At 32.8% G+C, this 20,644-nt stretch carries 13 protein-coding genes; 8 read left to right on the forward strand and 5 right to left on the reverse strand.

Going from position 1 to position 20,644, the window contains the following annotated elements; translation table 11 throughout:
- Positions 1-22: 22 nt before the first annotated feature.
- The 3 genes from P2W65_RS10255 to P2W65_RS10265 are packed head-to-tail and all read right to left on the reverse strand — an operon-like array spanning position 23 to position 2,000.
- Positions 23-607, reverse strand: coding sequence for a LemA family protein (locus P2W65_RS10255; RefSeq protein ID WP_289665353.1), 585 nt, complete (start codon positions 605-607; stop codon positions 23-25).
- A 34-nt stretch (positions 608-641) separates the two neighbouring features.
- Positions 642-974 carry a MerR family transcriptional regulator gene (locus P2W65_RS10260; RefSeq protein ID WP_091492704.1) on the reverse strand — a complete coding sequence of 111 codons (333 nt, stop codon included), beginning with the start codon at positions 972-974 and terminating at the stop codon, positions 642-644.
- Between the two features lie 48 nt (positions 975-1,022).
- Complete coding sequence (locus P2W65_RS10265; protein ID WP_289665355.1) at positions 1,023-2,000, reverse strand: M23 family metallopeptidase; 978 nt, start codon at positions 1,998-2,000, stop codon at positions 1,023-1,025.
- A 277-nt stretch (positions 2,001-2,277) separates the two neighbouring features.
- Between P2W65_RS10265 and alaS the strand changes: the two genes are divergently transcribed.
- Positions 2,278-4,917, forward strand: a complete 2,640-nt coding sequence (alaS, locus tag P2W65_RS10270) for an alanine--tRNA ligase (protein WP_289665357.1) — start codon at positions 2,278-2,280, stop codon at positions 4,915-4,917.
- A 284-nt stretch (positions 4,918-5,201) separates the two neighbouring features.
- Here the strand turns inward: alaS and P2W65_RS10275 are convergent, their stop codons facing one another.
- Positions 5,202-6,947 carry an ABC transporter ATP-binding protein gene (locus tag P2W65_RS10275; RefSeq protein WP_289665358.1) on the reverse strand — a complete coding sequence of 582 codons (1,746 nt, stop codon included), beginning with the start codon at positions 6,945-6,947 and terminating at the stop codon, positions 5,202-5,204.
- Between the two features lie 334 nt (positions 6,948-7,281).
- On the opposite strand from P2W65_RS10275, the gene P2W65_RS10280 reads away from it, so the two are divergent.
- The gene (locus P2W65_RS10280; RefSeq protein ID WP_289665359.1) at positions 7,282-8,013 is read left to right on the forward strand and encodes a hypothetical protein; all 732 of its coding nucleotides are present in this window, start codon (positions 7,282-7,284) and stop codon (positions 8,011-8,013) included.
- 58 nt (positions 8,014-8,071) lie between these two features.
- On the opposite strand, the gene P2W65_RS10285 is transcribed toward P2W65_RS10280, so the two are convergent.
- The gene (locus tag P2W65_RS10285) at positions 8,072-9,202 is read right to left on the reverse strand and encodes a matrixin family metalloprotease (protein WP_289665360.1); all 1,131 of its coding nucleotides are present in this window, start codon (positions 9,200-9,202) and stop codon (positions 8,072-8,074) included.
- A 153-nt stretch (positions 9,203-9,355) separates the two neighbouring features.
- Here P2W65_RS10285 and P2W65_RS10290 point away from each other — a divergent pair, with 153 nt between their 5' ends.
- The 6 genes from P2W65_RS10290 to tamL all read left to right on the forward strand — a co-directional run bounded on the left by P2W65_RS10290 (position 9,356) and on the right by tamL (position 20,531).
- A complete protein-coding gene (locus P2W65_RS10290) occupies positions 9,356-10,156 on the forward strand; it encodes a hypothetical protein (RefSeq protein ID WP_289665361.1) in 801 nt (266 codons plus the stop codon).
- A gap of 141 nt (positions 10,157-10,297) precedes the next feature.
- On the forward strand, positions 10,298-11,092 hold the full coding sequence (locus tag P2W65_RS10295) for a hypothetical protein (RefSeq protein ID WP_289665362.1): 795 nt from the start codon (positions 10,298-10,300) through the stop codon (positions 11,090-11,092).
- 42 nt (positions 11,093-11,134) lie between these two features.
- The gene (locus tag P2W65_RS10300) at positions 11,135-11,908 is read left to right on the forward strand and encodes a hypothetical protein (RefSeq protein ID WP_289665363.1); all 774 of its coding nucleotides are present in this window, start codon (positions 11,135-11,137) and stop codon (positions 11,906-11,908) included.
- A gap of 88 nt (positions 11,909-11,996) precedes the next feature.
- Positions 11,997-12,953, forward strand: a complete 957-nt coding sequence (locus tag P2W65_RS10305; RefSeq protein WP_289665365.1) for a GSCFA domain-containing protein — start codon at positions 11,997-11,999, stop codon at positions 12,951-12,953.
- Positions 12,954-13,129: 176 nt separating this feature from the next.
- Positions 13,130-18,229: a translocation/assembly module TamB domain-containing protein gene (locus tag P2W65_RS10310; RefSeq protein WP_289665367.1), complete on the forward strand. Its 5,100-nt coding sequence runs from the start codon at positions 13,130-13,132 to the stop codon at positions 18,227-18,229.
- Positions 18,213-20,531: a translocation and assembly module lipoprotein TamL gene (tamL, locus tag P2W65_RS10315; protein ID WP_289665368.1), complete on the forward strand. Its 2,319-nt coding sequence runs from the start codon at positions 18,213-18,215 to the stop codon at positions 20,529-20,531. The genes P2W65_RS10310 and tamL overlap by 17 nt, the downstream gene beginning before the upstream one ends.
- Positions 20,532-20,644 lie beyond the last annotated feature (113 nt).

Raw genomic sequence — 20,644 nt, forward strand, 5'->3', positions numbered from 1 at the left:
TGTTTCTAGAACCTAGAACTTTTTAGAATTTTATTTCAACTGGTTTATCTGCACCTGTAGAAGCTTCAAAGTATGGTTTTTCTTTGTATTCGCTCAAGAACCAGTTGTTTGGAATTTTCAAAACATATCCGTTGTAAACTTGTACAGCCTCATTAAAACGAGTTCTCGCAGTTAAAATCTGATTTTCAGTACTTGCTAATTCGTCTTGTAATTTCAAGAAGTTTTCGTTAGCCTTTAAAGTTGGATATTGCTCTACAGAAACCAATAATCTTGATAATGATGAACTTACACCACTTTGAGCCTGATTGAATTCTTTTAATTGTTCTGGAGTTACATTACTTGGATCAATTGTTACAGAAGTAGCTTTTGCACGAGCTTCGATTACAGCTGTTAAAGTTCCTTTTTCAAAGTCAGCAGCTCCTTTTACAGTGTTTACTAAATTCCCAATAAGATCATTACGTCTTTGGTAAGCCGTCTGAACATTTCCCCATTCTTTATTTACAGCTTGACTGTGCTGTAAAGCAGTATTTTTAATACCAATCGACCAAAATGCGATAATAGCAATAAGTGCTATAATAATTCCTACAGGGATTAACCACTTTTTCATATTTGTTTTGATTTAAGTTTATTTCTAGTTTTAATTACAATTCGTTTTTGATGTCGTTCAATTGCGTTTTTATGGACTCTAATTTACGTATTATTTCGAATTTATCTAACGTTTTCTTTTGTCCTTCTTTTAAATGTATTTTGGCGCCTTCGAGCGTAAATCCTCTCTCTTTTACAAGATGATAGATCAATTGTAGGTTGGTAATATCTTCGGGTGTGAACATTCTGTTTCCCTTTGCATTTTTTTTGGGTTTCAGGATATCAAATTCGCTGTCCCAAAATCGTATCAAAGAGGCATTGACATTAAAAGCTTTGGCTACTTCGCCAATACTATAATATCTTTTGTCTTTAGAAAGTTCAATATGCATGATTCGTTTTTTACTATTTTACTTCAAAAATACTATTTTTTCGGAATATTAATCTAATGATTGATTTTCTTGGTTGGCCATATGTGAAATTGCCACATATTCTACAGCCGAAATATTTCCGTAATAGAAATTCAGCGGGTTTACGACTTTACCATCTTTATGCACTTCATAGTGACAATGTGGTCCCTCGGATCTTCCAGTGCTTCCAACATATCCAATTACGTCTCCTCTTTTGACTTTTTGTCCAGGTCTACAGTTGTATTTGCTTAAATGAGCATATAGACTTTCATATCCAAAACCATGCCTGATCACAATGTGGTTTCCATAGCCAGATGCTGTATTATCAGCTCTTGCTACGACACCGTCACCAGTAGCATAAATTGGAGCGCCTGTATTGGCAGTAAAATCCATTCCGTTGTGCATTTTTCGTACTTTTGTGAAAGGGTCAATTCGGTATCCAAAACCAGAGGCAACTCGTTTTAAGTTTTCATTCTGAACAGGCTGAATGGCAGGAATTGCTAATAATAAACTTTCTTTAGCTCCAGCTAATTTTAAAATATCATCCAACGATTTTGATTGAATAGCTAATTCTTTGGACAGTTTATCAACTCTTTTTGTGGTGTTTAAAACCAATTGAGAATTATTATATCCTTCTAATGCTTTGTATCTCTCCGGATTTCTAAAACCGGCTTTTCTAATCGAATCCGGAATTTCAGCTTTATTAAAATAAATTCTGTAAATATTATTGTCACGTTCTTCTAAGGCATCTGCAACGGCATCAATTTCATCTAATTTTTTATTTAAAATAGAATATTGAAGTTTTAAATTCTCAATTTCACGTGCCTGTAAACGATCTTTCGGAGTTTCGAAATAAGGTGTATTAATTAAAAGAACGAAAACTAAAAAACCGAACAACGCCGAGGCGAGTAAAAACAGTAAGGCGTAGCCTATTTTTATTCTTTTTCTGGTTTTTATTTTCGTATAAGCCAGATTTTCTGAGTCGTAATAATATTTTACTTTCGCCATATTTTAAAATACGCTATTTTTGCACCTTGTAAAATGAGTTAGACGAACAAAATGGCTAAATGTTTCAGCTGTTCGATAATTTTTTACAAGAAGTAATGATTAGATATTGGGGCTATTTTATCATTAGATAATGCGCAAAATAGGCAATTTATTGTTTATAATATAAGTTTTTTGAATTCATTATAAAAAACTTAACGCATCATCAAATGAAACAATAAGTTAATGATCTAATTATCAAATTGACACATTAAAATTGACACATTTTTCTAATTTAAATATGAAATCACAAGACGTACGTAAACAATTTTTAGATTTTTTTGAGAGTAAAGGACACACTATTGTTCCTTCAGCTCCTCTTGTCCTTAAAGACGACCCAACCTTAATGTTCAACAACTCGGGAATGGCCCAGTTTAAAGAATTTTTCTTAGGGAACGGAACTCCAAAAAGTCCAAGAATAGCCGATACGCAAAAATGTCTTCGTGTTTCAGGAAAACATAATGATCTTGAAGAAGTTGGTATTGATACCTACCACCACACTATGTTTGAAATGTTAGGAAACTGGTCATTTGGTGATTACTTCAAAAAAGAAGCTATCAATTGGGCTTGGGAATTATTGACAGAGGTTTATAAAATTCCTAAAGAAAATCTTTATGTTTCTGTCTTTGAAGGAAGTAAAGAAGACAATGTTCCGTTTGATCAAGAAGCTTGGGATATTTGGAAAGAGTTAATTGATGAAGACCGAATTATTCTTGGAAATAAAGATGATAATTTCTGGGAAATGGGAGATCAGGGACCATGCGGCCCTTGTTCTGAAATTCACGTTGATTTACGTTCTGCAGAAGAAAAAGCTTTAAAACCAGGCAAAGAAGAAGTAAATAATGATCATCCTCAAGTAGTTGAAATCTGGAATAACGTATTTATGGAATTTAACCGTAAAGCGGATGGTTCATTAGAAAAACTTCCAGCACAGCACGTTGATACCGGAATGGGATTTGAGCGTTTGTGTATGGCTTTGCAAGGAAAAACATCAAACTATGATACTGATGTTTTCATGCCTTTAATTAGAGAAATCGAAACGATTACAGGTGCAAAATATACAACTAATGATGTAACAGGCATTAGTGAAGAACAAAATAAAATGAATATTGCGATTCGTGTAGTGGCAGATCACGTTCGTGCGGTAGCTTTTGCTATTGCTGATGGTCAGTTGCCTTCTAACACAGGTGCAGGATATGTAATTCGTAGAATTTTGCGTCGTGCAATTCGTTACGGTTTTACTTTCTTAGGAACAAAAGAGCCGTTTATTTTTAAATTGGTTGAAACTTTAAGCGAGCAGATGGGAGATTCTTTCCCAGAAATCAGAACTCAGAAAGCACTTTGCTCTAACGTAATTCGTGAAGAAGAAAATTCATTCCTTAAAACATTAGATCAGGGATTGATTCTTTTAGATGCTGTAATTTTAAACAATACAGGAGATACTGTTGATGGTAAGAAAGCATTTGAATTGTATGATACTTATGGATTTCCAATCGATTTAACCGCTTTAATTCTTTCTGAAAAAGGATTGAAATTGGATGAAGAAGGATTTAAAGAGCAATTGCAATTGCAAAAAGAAAGATCTCGTGCAGCATCAAAAGTAACAGCAGGAGACTGGAATGTACTTGTAGAGGATGATGTTCAGGAATTTATTGGATATGACAGATTATCGCATCAGGTAAAAATCACAAAATACCGTAGAGTTGAAAGTGCAAAAGACGGTGAGATTTTCCAATTGGTTTTCAATGCAACTCCATTTTACGGAGAAAGCGGAGGACAAACAGGAGACAAAGGCTATTTAGAAGCTCAAAACGGTGATATCGTTTACATTATCGATACAAAAAAAGAAAATAATCAAACGATTCATTTAGCAAAATCGTTACCGGAAAACCTTACGGGAACTTTTAACGCAGTTGTAGATGCTAATCAGAGAGCTAAAACCTCATCAAATCACTCGGCTACGCATTTATTGCACCAAGGTTTGCGTAAGATTTTAGGAACTCACATTGAGCAGAAAGGTTCGATGGTAAGAAATGCTTCTTTGCGTTTTGACTTTTCTCATTTCTCTAAAGTAACTGATGAAGAATTGGTTGAAGTTGAAAACTTCGTAAATGCAAGGATTCGCGAGAGTCTGCCATTAATCGAAAAAAGAGGAATTCCAAAAGAGCAGGCTTTGGAAGAGGGAGCAATTGCTTTATTTGGTGAGAAATATGGAGATTTAGTTCGTATGATTAAATTCGGTGATTCTGTCGAGTTGTGCGGAGGAACACACGTTGCAAATACATCAGATATCTGGCATTTTAAAATTGTTTCAGAAGGTGCTGTTGCAGCTGGAATCAGAAGGATTGAAGCGATTACAAGTGAAGCTGCAAAAGAATATTTTGAGTCGCAAGCAGTTTCTTTAACTGAAATTAAAGAAGCTCTTAAAAATGCTCAAGATCCTGTAAAATCAATTTTGGCTTTACAAGACGAAAATGCACAACTTAAAAAACAATTAGAAGCTTTATTAAAAGATAAAGCGAAAAATATGAAAGCTGATTTGGCTAAAGAATTACAAGAAATCAACGGAGTTCAATTCTTAGCAAAACAAGTAGATTTAAACCCAGAAGGAGCAAAAGATTTAGCTTATGAATTAGGCGGTTCTTATAACAATTTATTTGTAGTTTTCGCAACGGCTCACGAAGGAAAACCAATGTTAACTTGTTATATCTCTAAAGAAATTGTAGCAGCCAAAAACCTAAATGCAGGACAAGTGGTTCGCGAATTAGGGAAATACATCCAAGGTGGAGGTGGAGGCCAGCCTTTCTTCGCAACTGCAGGAGGTAAAAATGTTGATGGAATTGGAGAGGCTTTAGCTAAGGCTGTGGATTTCGTTAAATAAATAAAGATGCTAAGAATCTAAGATACTAAGGTTCTCAGTTTTTATAAAAGTAAACCCGATAAGTTTTATTACTTATCGGGTTTTATTTTTTGCAACAGATTAAATGATTAAAAAAGATTTTTTCTCATTTTTTCTCATTTCGACGAAGGAGAAATCTCCGCAAGTAACTCCGCAATCAAAGGCAATAATCTTTGTCGAGCTTCTTATGGAGATTTCTCCTTCGTCGAAATGACAAATAGCTCGTGTAAAAAAACTCAGAATCTTAGTTTCTTCGAGTCTTAAAACTATTTACGTTCCCCAATCTGCTGGCGCCACATAGCATAATAAAGCCCTTTCTCTACAATTAAATCCTCATGTTTTCCTTGCTCAATTATTTTTCCTTGTTCTAGAACAAATATCCTGTCAGCATGCATTACAGTTGATAAACGGTGTGCAATTAAAACTGTGATTCGGTTTTTATCTGAAATATTTCTGATTGTATCATTAATTTCTTCTTCGGTAATAGAATCCAATGCAGAAGTGGCTTCATCAAAAATCAATAAATTCGGATTTCTAAGAATTGCTCTGGCAATAGATAAACGTTGTTTTTCTCCACCCGAAACTTTGATTCCGCCTTCCCCGATTGTGGTATTTAAACCATCTTCGGCACGTCTAAGCAATTTATCACAGCTTGCACGTTTTAGTGCGTCGTACAGATCTTCGTCGGTTGCGTTTGGTTTTACGAATAATAAATTTTCACGGATTGTTCCAGAAAACAATTGGGCATCCTGAGTTACAAATCCTAATTGCTTTCTCAAATCTAAAAGATCAATATCTGTAGAATCAATATCATTATAGGTAACCTGACCTTCTGCAGGTGTATACAGCCCAACTAATAATTTGACCAAAGTAGTTTTACCAGAACCAGACGGCCCAACAAAAGCTACTGTTTGCCCTTGTTTAATTTCGAAATTGATATTTTCGACCGCTTTAAATTTAGCTGTTCTATGCTGAAAACTTACATTTGAAAAAAGCAATTTCTGAATTGCCCCAATATGTTTTGGATTTTTAGGACGAAATTCTTTTGGAGCGCTTAATAAGGTTTTAAAGTTCTCCATAGAAACTTTCGTTTCATTCAAAGCAATGATAAAGTTTCCTAATTCCTGTAAAGGGCCAAAAATAAAGAATGTAAAAAATACCATTGTCAATAAATCTCCAACGATAATTTTTCCGCCAAACAAGAAGTAATATAAAGCAAAAACAACACAGGTTCTTAAAAAGTGAACGGTTGTTCCCTGAATGAAACTTAAACTTCTAATAAAACGGATTTTCTCTAATTCTAATTGAAGGATTTTAAACGTATTCAGGTTTAAACGTTTTTCTTCCTGATAGGTTAAACCAAGACTTTTTACCAACTCAATGTTTCGCAAACTTTCGGTTGTAGAACCTGCAAGTGCATTGGTTTGATTTACAATTTTTCTGGAAACAATTTTGATCTTTTTACCTAGATACAAACTTACTAAAGCAATAATTGGGGCAGTAATTAAAAAGATGATCGAAATGCGAAGATCTATTCTTGCAACATATACGATTACGAATATAAACCCAATAATAGTCTGAAAAATTAAAGAAATAGAAAGTGTGATCAATTTTTCAGAATCAATTCTAACTTTAGTTAGTTTGCTTAACGTTTCACCACTTCGCTGATCTTCAAATTCTGCGTAAGGAAGATCAAGTGATTTTTTTATTCCGTCTGTATACATTTGAGCACCAGTTCTCTGTATGACGACGTTGGTAAAATAATCTTGAAAATTTTTGGTAATTCTAGAAATCATTGCAGCGCCAAGGGAAAGTCCAAGCCAAAAAGCTAGGGATTTAATGAATCCAATTTCGTTTCCTTTATATTTTGTAATTCCAACACCGCAATCCTGCATTAATTTTCCGGTAATTACTGAATCTGATAAACTGAAACAAATGTTGATAGTAGCCATTATCAAAGCAAAAAACAGAAGCATTTTATGTTTGATAATGTAGGTATATAATAATTTCATAAGTGATTTAAAAAAATGGAAGATGCAAAAGTAAGGAATTGTTTTAGTTTGTGAAGTTGATTTCTGTTATTAAAAATGTAAATTTTATGAAATCTTAAATATTATTTTTTGTGAAAGGTATTTTTAACGTTGAATTGAAAAAACAAATAAATCAGACCTGTATTTATATTTACTCGGTTATTATTTTTTTTATTAAACAAGTCCCTTTTATATTGTTCATTCAGAATGTATTAATATTTTTTTAAATGTATTATTTTTCTTAATGAGGAATCCCGTAAGGTTTTGATTTTGTGTTGTATTACGTTTGCTGTATAACAAATTTAACCCAATCAAAATGAAAAAAATTTTATGTCTTTTTGGAGCATTGACTCTATTATTATCATCGTGTTCAAATGATGAGTCTTCTTCAGATCTTGTTTTACTTAAAAAAACCGTTATTACAAATTCTGATGGTGAAAAATTTACTATTAATTACAAATATGACGGTAATAAAATCATAAGCGCTATTGATGATTCAGGAGATACAAGTCTCTATTACACTTATACAGGAGATCTAATTACTAAAATAGAGTTTAAATTTCCTGATGGAACAATCGATCAGATTAATACGTTTTCTTACAATGCAGAAGGTAAATTAACCACTTTTGTAAGAGTAGAACCTAATATGGATTGGGGACATAAAGAAGTTTACACATACAATACCGATGGTACAATTTCGGTTAAATCATATAGTGGCGATAGTAAAACTCAAACAGCTGGTGGTACTACGTCAACAATTAAATTTGTAAATGGTGAAGTTAGTGAAATCGTAGCCATTACTGCAAACCAGCCAGATCATAAATACACATACGATACTAAAAACAATCCTACGAAAAATATATTAGGAATGGATAAAATTGCATTTGTGGATGGAGAAGGAAATGGAGTTAAATTCAACATTTTAACAGATACAGCAGATGGTGATTTATGGACAAACAGCACTTTTACCTATAATGACCAAGGATACCCAACTAAAGAAGTTGATACAGGATCTGACAGTTTAGGTACTAGCGAGTATTTTTACTAAATAAATCTAAAGTTTGAATATTAATAGCCAGAAGTATTTTGCTTCTGGCTTTATGTTTTTAAATCTTTCCATTTTTAGAAGACCATTTTACGGCTCCATTATAAATTAATTGAAGATCTCCGTCATCTTGTAAATGCAATGTTGCGCCAGGAAATCCAGCAGTATCAGATGTCCAGATTATTTGTTCTGGTGCGGTAAAACCAGAAGAATGACCTTTAATTACTAAATTTCCATCAGATTGTAAATAGCAGGATGGGCGATTGCTGTATCTTGAATTTCCTTCCTGCCAGATTATTGTATCATAGGTTAAGTCTTTTATCGATAACATTCCAGAATCGAATTGTAAAACAAACAAACCATTTGAAGATTTAATAGCTTTTGTCCACGGAATATAATCTATTCTTTCTCCAGATTCTATAGTCGATCTAATAGGAAATGGATACCATTTATTAATAGATTGGATATCAGTTAGAGATAAATCATTCATTTCGTTTACAGCAACCCTGTTAGTAGTAAGAGAAGCTGGTACATAATAATGCATTATAGAAAGAGGATCATACTGACTATAATTGGTAGATTCGGGACTTTTTATAACAAATTGATCCACTTCGTCTTTTGACCATCCATTTAGTTCATTGTAATATTGGTATACTTTTGGTAAATCCCATTTTATGGTTGATGCAGGACTTGAATTTTCATGAATAAGACCTAATGCATGTCCGAATTCATGTAAAATTGTTCGTCTTATCGAAACTTCATTTGTAGAAGTAAGAGATCCCAATCGCATGGATTGATCGTTTGTATTGCCATAAGCAGATTTCATCCCTAAAACAGACCATGCTCCATAACTACCAACATTAAAACCAATTCTAATATCTGCGTATTCAGTTGCTGGAACATATTCAAATGTTAGGTTGGCATATTTTGTCCATTCGCCAGCAATTCTTTTTACTTTTTCCTGTGAAGCAGCATCACCGTCTAAAAATTTAATTTTAATAGTTTGACCAATTTTCCATCTAGGCCATGTTATAATTGCGGCATCGGGTTTTGTTGTGGTGTCAAATTTTAAATCAATAAAATTAAAATTACATAGTTCGGTTTCATTATCGGGGGATTGATTTTCTTCATGACCGCATGAAAAAAGAAATAGAAAGATAAAAAGGATTGGTAACCTGTGAGTATTTAGCATATCTATTTTTTTTAGAAAAGGCAAAATTAGAACAAGATGAAATATCTTTCTACGAGAAACATAAAGTATGTCTTAAAGTGTTATAATTATGTCTTTTTGTGGAAAGCAGTTTTTGCTGGAAAAGGTTCTTTTTGTAAGTTATCTAAATGAGACATGAAAAAATATTTATCTTATTGCTGTACAATTATTTTGTTTGTCTTGTTTTCCTGTTCTAATGAAGAATATATGGAAAGTCAAAATATGATTTTACCTAAAACTTTAAAAACAATATATCCCAACAATCCCTCAGAGAATTTTGATGTAAATATTGTGTACAATGGAAATAAGATTGTAAGTACTAGCAATAAATTGGAAAAGACAGCATATTCGTACAATGGAAATTATATAGCAAGTGAAACAAAATATGATATTAGAAATGGGCAGGAAATAAAATATTTTGAAACCTTTTATGAGTATGAAAATGAAAGTCTAAAAACTGTTTCTAAAATAATGAATGGAGAAGAAACAAGATCTGTTTACACTAAAAATGGAGATGACTCAATTACTAAGGAAATCTATGATTTTGATGTTAAAACTAAAAAAATATCAGATAATCCAAAGCAGGATGTTTTGACAATTTTAAATGGGAATTTAATAAATCTTGTTTTCAATTGGGGATCTAATGATGTGATGACTTGTTCGCGTTTTCAATATGATGCACATTATAATGCTTTCAAAAATGTTTTAGGTTTTAATGTGCTGCTGGATCAGGAAATTTTAGGGTCAGAACTCAGTGTTTCTTCTTTTAATAATTTAACAAGACACTCTTATTCTTCTATTGCTTCGGGAAGTATTATATTTGAACCATATTCCAATTCGATGGTTTACGAATACAATAAAAAGGGATACCCAACTAAGAAAACTACTTACGATTATGCAGACAAAATAATCAGTATCATAGAATATGTATATTGATTTTTTATAACATTATCATTAAAGTTTAATTCTTATAAATGCCACAAAAAGTTTTTTTAATATTAAAATAAGGTAAGATTTTATTGCTTTTTTAGAATGGTTTGATTTATTTTTGAAAGAACAAATCTAACCTACTACAAAATGAAAAAACTAGTAATCCTTTTTACTGCATTATTTTTCGGTATGAGTTCTTGCTCTAGCGAAGATGGTGCTTCTTCAGGCGATACTTCTATTTTGCCTAAAACAATTTCCTATGTTTATCCCAATATTTATTTAGGAACAAATACCACAAGTACTCTTACCTACAGCGGAAATAAAATTATCAGCAGTATTGACGAAGACTCAAAAACACTATTTACCTATACTGGAGACCTTATAACCAAACAAGAAGTTTTTGATATAGACGAAAAAGGAAAGGAAACTAAAACAGCTGAAGCGGTTTATACCTACGAAAACGGAAAACTTAAGACCAGAGTTTTTAAAGAAGATATTACTGCTCAATATCCAGATGGAGAGTATATAATAAAAACAGTTTACAATCATATTTCGAATGAATCAATTTCGTTTATCAATTATTTAGTTGATAAAAATACTAAAGCAGAAATTAAAGATAGTGAAGGTAGTCTGACTTATAAAAATGGAAATCTCATAAAAGAGCAAATTACAAGTAGTACTTCAACTGTATCAAGGGATTATGAATACGATGTAAAAAACAATCCGCTTAGAAATGTCACAGGTTTCAATTTGCTTCTAAATGAAATCAGCGAAATTGGCAGAAACAATTCTGTGAAAACAACCTTTAAGACATCTGAGAATTCTAATACAGGTGTTTATTTAACAAGTTATATTTATAATGACAAAGATTATCCAACAAAGCAGACTTCATATGATGGCTCTGGCGTTTCAATTGAATATGAAATAGAATACACTTATTAGCCTTGAAAAAATTTAAAACCCCAAATACTTAACCTATTAAAAATGAAAAAACTTTTATTCCTTTCTACTGTACTTTCTTTAATCATAACGTCATGTTCAAGTGATGATAATTCCGCGAAAGACAGTTCTGTATTGCCAAAAACCATTACTTATACTTACCCTCCTGAAGATGAGAAGCCAATAGAAATTGGTTTAGTTAGATACGACGGCAATAAAATTAACAGCATTATAGGAGCAAACAAAAGAACATTGTTTACTTACACAGATAACCTTATAACAAAACAAGAGGTTTATGAAAAAGACAGACAGGGAAAAGAGTATAAAACAAAAGAAGCTTTTTACACTTATAAAAACGGAAAATTAGACACTAAAATTTCAAATACCAGTAATATTCTTAGTCCTGATTATATATCTACTCAAAAAACAGTTTACACGCATTCTTCAAACGAACAAATATCATACATAACTTATTCGGTTAATAATGATACGAAAGTTGAAACTAAAACCATTGAAGGAACTTTGACTTATGAAAATGGTAATCTTGTAAAACGTGCAGGAAATATATGGTCTTACGTTTATGAATACGATAATAAAAACAATCCTTTAAAAAATATTGTAGGTTTAGATTTATTGTTGGATGATATCAGAGAAATTGGTAAAAACAATGTTGTTAAAATTACCAACAAACCGTCCCTGACATCTAATCCCGCTATTTTTTTGAGAGACTACACTTATGATGACAAGAATTACCCAACAAAAAATAGATCTTATACTAATGGAGGAACTGTCGAATTTGATATAGAATATACCTATTAATTTAAGAATTTATAAAACGCCAAATACTTTCGGTATTTGGTTTTTTTATTGCTGATAATTGGCGAAATTCGTGTTCAAATAAAATCTCATGCAATTCAGAACACAAATCCCAATTTCAAAAAGTAATTCGCCAATCGATTATCATTCGAAAGTACTTTCAATGGGTTCTTGTTTTGCAGAAAATATGGCGGAGAAATTTGATTATTTTAAATTTCAAAACGAAACCAATCCGTTTGGGATTATTTTTAATCCAGTTTCAATAGAAAAATTATTTAAGAGAGTTTGTCAAGAACAATGGTTTGAAGAAAAAGATGTTTTCTTTCATAACGAACGCTGGCATTCTTTTGAAGCACATTCTGATTTAAGTAATGCCGACCGACAAGAATTGCTGGAAACGCTCAATAAAGCTATTTTAGAAACGAACAAACAATTAAAAGAAGCAACGCATCTCATTATCACTTTTGGAACTTCCTGGATTTACAAAGTTTTAGAGAAAGATGAAGTTGTTGCCAATTGTCATAAAGTGCCACAGAAACAATTTTCAAAAGAGTTGTTATCTGTTGAAGTAATTCAGAAAAGCATTCAAAACACAATGGATTTAGTTCAGGCTTTAAATCCAAAAATCAATTTCATTTTTACCATTTCTCCTGTCAGACATATTAAAGATGGCTTTGTAGAAAATCAGTTAAGTAAATCACATTTGTTTACAGCTTTACACTCCATCTTGAATACTGAACACTCAAAACTGAACACTGCATACTTTCCCTCTTACGAAATCATGATGGATGAGCTTCGCGATTATCGTTTTTATGGAGAAGATATGTTACACCCAAATCAAATCGCGATTGATTATATCTGGAAGCTTTTCAGCGAAAATTATATTTCAGAAAACAGCCTTTCAATAATGCTAGAAGTAGACGAAATTCAAAAAAGTCTTCGACACAGAAGTTTCAATCCGGAATCAGAACAGCATCAGAAATTCTTAGCTAAACTCCAGCAAAAAATAAATCTCTTAGAGAAAAAGATTTCTCATATCAAATTCTAACTAATTATTATAAAAAAACTTTCGGGTCTTAGTGCCTTAGTGGCAAAAACAACAATAAAATTCTAGAATAATTCCTGATAATTATGTAAATTGTTAAGGTTTAAATTTTACATTTTTGTAAGATGTGTAACCCTGCTTTTTTCAGAAGCAATTAATCTAATCGATTTTATTGACGTATGAATAAGAAACCCGCTTATTTTATTAAAAAAATACTTCGTATCCTCATGTGGTGCGTGGTTTCTGTAGTGGCACTTTTATTACTTGTTATCATTTTAATTCAGGTTCCTTCGGTTCAGAATTTCGTTAAAAATAAAGCCATCACCTACCTTCAGGATAAAATAAAAACTAAAGTTTCTTTAGATTATATTTCGATAAAATTTCCAAAAGATGTAGTTCTGGAAGGTTTTTATTTTGAAGATCAAAAAAAAGATACTTTGTTGGCTGGTAAACGATTAGAGGTTGATGTTGATCTTTTTAAACTCGTTAGCAGTGAACTTGAAATCAATTCGGTTTCACTTGAAAATGTGAAAGCTAATATTTCCCGAAATAAAGACGGTGTTTTTAATTTCGATTACATCATAAAAGCATTCGAATCCAAAGAACCAAAAGTAGAGGATCCAAATGCAAAACCTTTCAAAATCTCGGTTGTCAAAGTAAACCTCGATCAGGTTAAATTTAACTTTAAGGATGATTTCGCTAAAAATGATATTCGGGTAAACCTGACGCATTTTGATACCAAATTCAAGAAGTTTGATCTGGATCAGATGGATTTTAATATTCCGACAATCAATTTAAATGGCTTAAAAGTAGTTTTAGATCAGGATGTAGTCGAGAAAATTGCTGAGGTTTCAGTAAAAACAGTTGATACAATTTCGAAACGTCCCGATTTTAAATTGGCGTTAGATAAAATAGCTTTGTCTAAAATCGACATTTTATATGATAATAAAGATTCGAAACTAAATTCTGGCATTAGCTTAGGAAATTTAAAATTAATAGTAAATGAGATTGATCTTAATAAACAGTTTTTGGATTTTGATACTTTTGAAGTTAAAAATCTTAAAGGAAATTTACGTCTTGGTGCAAAAGATAAGCAGATTCAAGCCCCTGACTTGGATACAACAGCCATAAAACAAGCGGGCTGGAAAGCAAAATTAAACAAGGTTGATATCCAGAATGTCGCCTTCAAATTTGATGATATGCAATCAAAACCTGTCGCAAAAGGTTTAGACTACAGTCATTTGGATTTGAGTAAATTCAACTTCGAAGCAGAGAAATTGTATTATGGAAATGATACTATTTCAGGAAATATAAATAAACTTACAGTCAGCGAAAAAAGCGGTTTGCAAATCCAGTCTTTAAAAACTAATTTTTTCTACGGACCAAAAAATGCATCCTTAGAGAATCTGTATTTAAAAACACCTCAAACACTTGTTCAGGATAAAATTAAAGCTGAATACAGATCGCTTGATGCACTGCAGAAAGATTTAGGAAATCTGGCTATTGATGCCAATCTGAAAGAATCCAAAATTGGTTTCAAAGACATTTTATTATTTGTTCCAACGCTTCAAAATACCAATCCGTTTAAGAGTAATCCAAACGCGGTTTTGTATGTTGACAGTCGTGTAAGCGGAAAAGTAAAAGATCTGAATATTTCCAAATTTGAAATGAGCGGAATAGGAACGACAAAAGTTTCCCTTTCGGGGAAGATTGCCGGATTGCCTGATGCGCAAAAAGCGTATTACGATTTGGATATTAAAAAGATTTCGAGCACAGCAAAAGATATTAATATGTTCGTGCCGGCAGGAACAATTCCAAAAAACATTCAGCTTCCTTCGCAGTTGAGTTTGCAGGGAAAATTTAAAGGTTCAGTTCAAAACTTCAAAACCAATTTAGCTTTAAATAGCAGTTTTGGAAATGCAAAAGTGGATGCTTTATTTGACCAGCGAGTTAAAAAAAGAGAAAAGTATGATGCTGTAGTTTCCTTAAACGAATTTGATCTTGGACGATTAATCAAAAATGATTCGATTGGAAAAATAACGCTTAATGCAAAAGTTAAAGGAAACGGTTTAGATCCGAAAACTGCAAATGCTTTTGTGGACGGAATTGTTCAGAAAGCAGTTTTCAACAGATATACATATAAAGATTTAACCTTAAAAGGAAATATCGAAAACGGATCTTTTGCCGTAAAATCCGGAATGGAAGACCCGAATCTGAATTTTAATTTAACCGCAAGCGGAGATACAAAAGATAAATATCCAACCATAAAACTGAAATTAAATCTCGATATAGCCGATTTAGAAAAACTGAATCTGCATGCCGGCCCAATGAAACTGCGCGGAAATTTAGATGCTGCTATTACCAACAGTAATCCCGATTTTTTAAACGGAAAAGTTTTTCTGTCCAATATTCAGATTTTGCAGGACAAAGAGCCAATTGTTTTAGATTCGATTCGTGTTATTGCTTTTGCAGATAAAGACAGCAATTCAATTAAGATTTCGTCGCAGTTTTTAAAAGCAGAAATGACCGGAAAGTACAAACTGACGACTTTGTCCAATTCAATTCAAAAATCATTATCAAAATATATTGATCTTAAAAATCCAAAAGTCAACGCAGAATCAGATGAGCAAAGGCTGGCTTTTATGCTCAAAGTCGACAATGATCCTGTGCTTTTAAAATTATTACCAAAATTGACAAACTTAGAGCCTTTTACCATAACAGGGAATTATAATAGTAAAACAGATTCTCTAAATGTGAAAGGAACGATTCCGAGAATTGTTTATGGAGGTAATACCATTTCAGACGGAAAAATAAATATCGAGGCCAAAGAAAATGCTTTAGAATATGCAGTTTCTGTGGCGACAATCGAAAGCGGTTCGCTTAAAATTCCGTTTACAAGTTTGTCCGGAAATGTGCAGAATAATATTTTGACGTATGCTCTTGAAGTAAAAGATGCCAAAGAAAAACAGCAATATTTTATTGCAGGTGAATTTAAGGCAGAGGATTCAAAAAACATTGTAAAACTGGATGCGGAAAATTTCATTTTAAATTATGATAAGTGGAATGTTGATCCAGAAAATGCAATCGAATTTGGCGAAAAAAGACTCTATGTCAATAAATTCAATTTGAGTAATAACGGAAATGAGTTAAAAATTCAGTCGCAAGGAACACAGGACAATGCACCGTTGCAGGTCGATTTTGTGAACTTCAAAATCGAAACCATTATGAATATGGTCAAAAAAGACGAGCTGTTAATGCAGGGATTGATTAACGGAAATGCGTTAGTCGAAAATGTAATGACCAGTCCGACTTTTACTTCGGACTTAAAAATTGATGATTTTACTTTTAAAGGAGAAAAAGTTGGCGATTTAGAAATAAAAGTAGACAACAAAACGACTGATACACTTGTAGCAAATGTGGCTTTAAGTGACGAAGGAAATGATGTAAAACTTACCGGAGAATATAAAATAGAAGAAGGTAATTTTGATTTGGATGTCGCAATTAATAAGCTGAACATCAAAAGTATTCAAGGTTTCAGCATGGGAAATATTACCGAAGGAAAGGGGTTTCTGTCTGGAAATTTTAAAATAACAGGAAATACTTCGGCTCCAAAAATTAATGGTGAATTGGTTTTTAATGATGCTGGTTTTAGAGTGACACAGCTCAATTCTTATTTTAAAACTAAAAACGAAAAAATCACTTTCGCTAATGAAACAATCTCATTTGACAAATTTTCTCTTTTTGATGAAAATGATAATGAATTGTTTGTCAATGGAACCATTCAATCTGCTGATTTTGTAAAATATAATTTTAATTTATTGGTTGAGGCTAATGATTTTAGAGCCATAAATTCTAAAGCTACGGATAATGATTTGTTCTACGGCGATTTGTTTTTGGATACAAAATTAAATATCAAAGGAAGTTTAGAAAGTCCGGTTGTAGATGGAACAATCAAAATCAATAAAGAAACCAAATTTACGGTGGTAATGCCACAATCAGATCCTTCGATTGCAGACCGCGAAGGAATTGTAGAGTTTGTTGATGAAGACAATATGTACCTCAAACAAACAGTTGATCTTCAAAATAAATTAGATCAATCGGAATTGAAAGGAATGGATGTAAATGTTGCTATTACGATTGATAAAGAGGCCGAATTGACTTTACTGATTGATAAAGCAAACGGAGATTATCTGAACTTAAAAGGCGAAGCCGAACTAGTTGGAGGAATTGATCGATCAGGAAAAACAACTTTGACTGGAAAATATGAGTTCTCGGATGGAGCTTATCAAATGAATTTTAACGGAATCAAAAGAAAATTCGATATTCAGGAAGGAAGTTATATTACCTGGAATGGCGAACCAACGATGGCAAATGTAAGCATTACGGCTATTTATAAGGTTGATGCTGCTCCGATTGATCTATTAGGTAATCAAATTCCAACTGATAATACAGCGGAAAGAAATACATACAAACAAAAACTTCCGTTTCAGACTTTATTGAAAATGAACGGAGAACTGATGAAACCTGAAATTTCATTTGGAATTGTATTGCCAGATGGAAATTATAATGTTTCTACAGATGTAGTTACATTAACACAAACCAAATTGAAACAGTTAGAACAAGATCCTGCCGAATTGAACAAACAGGTTTTTGCTCTTTTATTATTAAACCGATTTGTGGGAGAAAACCCTTTTCAAAGTGAAAGCGGTGGCGTTAACGCAGAATCTTTCGCAAGACAAAGTGTGAGTAAGATTCTTTCACAGCAATTGAATAATCTGGCAGGTGAATTAATTACAGGATTTGAAGTCAATTTTGATTTAGAATCCTCTGAAGATTATACTTCTGGAACCATGCAAAACAGAACCGATCTGAATGTAGAAGTTTCTAAAAAACTGTTGGATGACAGATTGAAAGTAACTGTTGGAAGCAGTTTTGGAGTAGAAGGTGCAGAGCGGGCCAATGAAGAAAGCACCAATATTGCCGGTGATGTAGCTTTAGATTATCAGCTTACAAAAGACGGCAGGTATATTGTTCGTGCTTATAGAAAAAATCAATATCAGGTAGCAGTAGAAGGACAGGTTGTAGAAACAGGAGTTGCTTTTATTATCACAATGAGTTACAATAAATTCAGAGAACTTTTCCATCGCACCGAAAAAGAAAAAGAATTGATTCGAGAAGAGAAGCTTCGAAAAGAAAAAGAAAAACAGAAAAAAAAGGAAGAGAAAGAGAAGGAGCAATTGCAGGAAAATCAAATTGAAGGAAATGAACAAAAAACGTAATCATATAAAAAATCATCTGGTAAAGTATTTTGTGCTGATATCCCTGTTTTTTGTTTTTGGATGCAGTAATACAAAATATCTTCCGGAAGGCGATTTGCTGTACACAGGCGGTTCGGTAAAAGTGAAAGATTCTATCATGAAAAAGAAAGATAGAAAAGCGCTTGAAACGGAGCTGGAAGGTCTTCTTCGTCCAAAACCAAATAAAACTTTTTTAGGCTTACGTCCAAAATTATGGTTTTATAATATTGCCGGCGAGCCCAAAAAACAAAAAGGATTTAGATATTGGCTTCGAACTAAAGTGGGAGAAGAGCCAGTGCTTTTTAGCAAAGTCGATTTAGATTATAATGCTTCGGTTTTACGGAATTTTACAGAAAACAGAGGTTATTTTAAAACTCGTGTCAGCGCAGATTCTACTGTAAATAATAAAAGGGTAACAGCAGAATATACCGTTATTCCCAAAAAACAATACATTATTAAAAGTGTGATTTTTCCGGATGATTCTTTAAAAATGTCAAAAATAATTGCCAGATCAAGCCGACGCAGTTTATTGAAAGTGGGTAAACCGTATGATTTGGATCTTATAAAAGCAGAGAGAGAACGCATCGATGCAAGACTTAAAGAAAAAGGCTATTATTATTTTAGTCCCGATTATCTTCTGGCAAAAGTAGACAGTAGTAAAGGTGATCATGAAGTAAAAATCAGATTGGTTATTAAAGATGAAACTCCTGCAAAAGCTTTAAGAGCTTATACGATAAATAACATATTTGTGTATCCAAATTATTCGCTGTCAAACGACAGTATGGTTTACAGAAAAAAGAATATAACTCAATATAAAGATTTTACTATTATTGATACTACGGAAACATTTAAACCGAGAGTTTACGACAGAACCATCTATTTCAAAAAAGGTGATTTATACAACAGAACCGATCACAATTTGACTTTGAATCGTTTTGTAAACCTAGGAACGTTCAGTTTTGTTAAAAATGAATTCAAGCCTTCTGACAGTATCGACAATGCTTTGGATTCTTATTATTACCTAACACTTTTACCTAAAAAGTTTATCCGTGTTGAGGTTTTGGGTAAAACCAATTCAGCAAGTTATACGGGTACAGAACTTAATTTGAACTGGAATAATAGAAATTTCTTTCACGGGGCAGAATTGTTTACAGCATCCATTTTTGGTGGAGCAGATTTTCAATTAGGTGGCGTCAATAAGGGGAAAAATATTTATAAACTTGGAGGGGAAGTTAGTCTAACATGGCCAAGATTTATTACGCCTTTTAATATTGAAGGAAACAGTGAATATGTGCCAAGAACCAAAGCAACGCTTCGATATGAATATCAAAAACGAACCCAATTGTATGCACTGAATTCTTTTAATACTTCTTTTGGTTATCTATGGAAGGAAAACATCCGAAAAGAACATCAGCTTAATGTAATTGATGTGACGTATGTTAGTCCGAATCATGTTACGGCTGAATATTTAGAAGACATTCAACAAGATCCTGCATTAGGAAAGGTAATTGAAAAACAGTTAATCTTTGGGCCAACTTACAATTATACCTATACGAATACCATGCAGAAACGCCGAAAAAACACGATCTATTTTAATGGAGAATTGGATTTGGCTGGGAATATTACCGGTTTGGTTACCGGTGCAGATTATCCGGATAAGGTTAAAACGATATTTGATGTTCCGTTTAGTCAATATGTAAAAATAAGAACCGATTTCAGGCATTATTTAAAACTAGGAAAAGAGAGCGAATTAGCCAGTAGATTAATTGTAGGGGCAGGATTTGCTTATGGAAATTCGAATACAATGCCAGCTTCTAAACAGTTTGTAGTGGGAGGGACAAACAGTATTCGAGCTTTTAGAGCCAGAACGCTCGGGCCAGGAAGTTATGTGATTCCTGAAACGACAACCAATATTAATTATACACCAGATCAATCAGCCGATTTGAAATTGGAGTTTAATACCGAATACAGAGCAAAACTTTTTAGCATTGTAAGAGGAGCAGTGTTTTTGGATGCCGGTAATATCTGGCTTTTACATGCCGATCCTAATAAACCTGGAGCTGAAATTTCAAAAGATTTTATGAAAGAAATAGCTGTCGGTGCAGGAGCTGGTTTACGTTTTGATTTGTCGTTCCTGATTTTAAGAACAGATTTAGCCATTCCACTAAGAAATCCATCTCTTCCAGATGGACAAAGATGGGTTATTGATGATATTAATTTTGGAAGCAGTTCTTGGAGAAAAGACAATCTCATTCTGAATATTGCTATTGGCTATCCTTTCTAATTTTTTTTAGCCACGACCCGAGCGATAGCGAACTGGCGACGCAATTCACGAATTAATATAATCTATGCGGATGCTTATAATTGAATTAAACGAATTTTGATTTGTGAAATTGA

This window comes from Flavobacterium panacagri, from assembly GCF_030378165.1.
In the GTDB taxonomy this organism is placed as follows: Bacteria; Bacteroidota; Bacteroidia; order Flavobacteriales; family Flavobacteriaceae; genus Flavobacterium; species Flavobacterium panacagri.

Excerpts from the sequence above, each read along its gene's own strand:
- P2W65_RS10255 (WP_289665353.1), bottom strand. The coding sequence starts at position 607 with ATGAAAAAGTGGTTAATCCCTGTAGGAATTATTATAGCACTTATTGCT.
- P2W65_RS10260 (WP_091492704.1), bottom strand. The coding sequence starts at position 974 with ATGCATATTGAACTTTCTAAAGACAAAAGATATTATAGTATTGGCGAA.
- P2W65_RS10265 (WP_289665355.1), bottom strand. The coding sequence starts at position 2,000 with ATGGCGAAAGTAAAATATTATTACGACTCAGAAAATCTGGCTTATACG.
- alaS (WP_289665357.1), top strand. The coding sequence starts at position 2,278 with ATGAAATCACAAGACGTACGTAAACAATTTTTAGATTTTTTTGAGAGT.
- P2W65_RS10275 (WP_289665358.1), bottom strand. The coding sequence starts at position 6,947 with ATGAAATTATTATATACCTACATTATCAAACATAAAATGCTTCTGTTT.
- P2W65_RS10280 (WP_289665359.1), top strand. The coding sequence starts at position 7,282 with ATGAAAAAAATTTTATGTCTTTTTGGAGCATTGACTCTATTATTATCA.
- P2W65_RS10285 (WP_289665360.1), bottom strand. The coding sequence starts at position 9,202 with ATGCTAAATACTCACAGGTTACCAATCCTTTTTATCTTTCTATTTCTT.
- P2W65_RS10290 (WP_289665361.1), top strand. The coding sequence starts at position 9,356 with ATGAAAAAATATTTATCTTATTGCTGTACAATTATTTTGTTTGTCTTG.
- P2W65_RS10295 (WP_289665362.1), top strand. The coding sequence starts at position 10,298 with ATGAAAAAACTAGTAATCCTTTTTACTGCATTATTTTTCGGTATGAGT.
- P2W65_RS10300 (WP_289665363.1), top strand. The coding sequence starts at position 11,135 with ATGAAAAAACTTTTATTCCTTTCTACTGTACTTTCTTTAATCATAACG.
- P2W65_RS10305 (WP_289665365.1), top strand. The coding sequence starts at position 11,997 with ATGCAATTCAGAACACAAATCCCAATTTCAAAAAGTAATTCGCCAATC.
- P2W65_RS10310 (WP_289665367.1), top strand. The coding sequence starts at position 13,130 with ATGAATAAGAAACCCGCTTATTTTATTAAAAAAATACTTCGTATCCTC.
- tamL (WP_289665368.1), top strand. The coding sequence starts at position 18,213 with ATGAACAAAAAACGTAATCATATAAAAAATCATCTGGTAAAGTATTTT.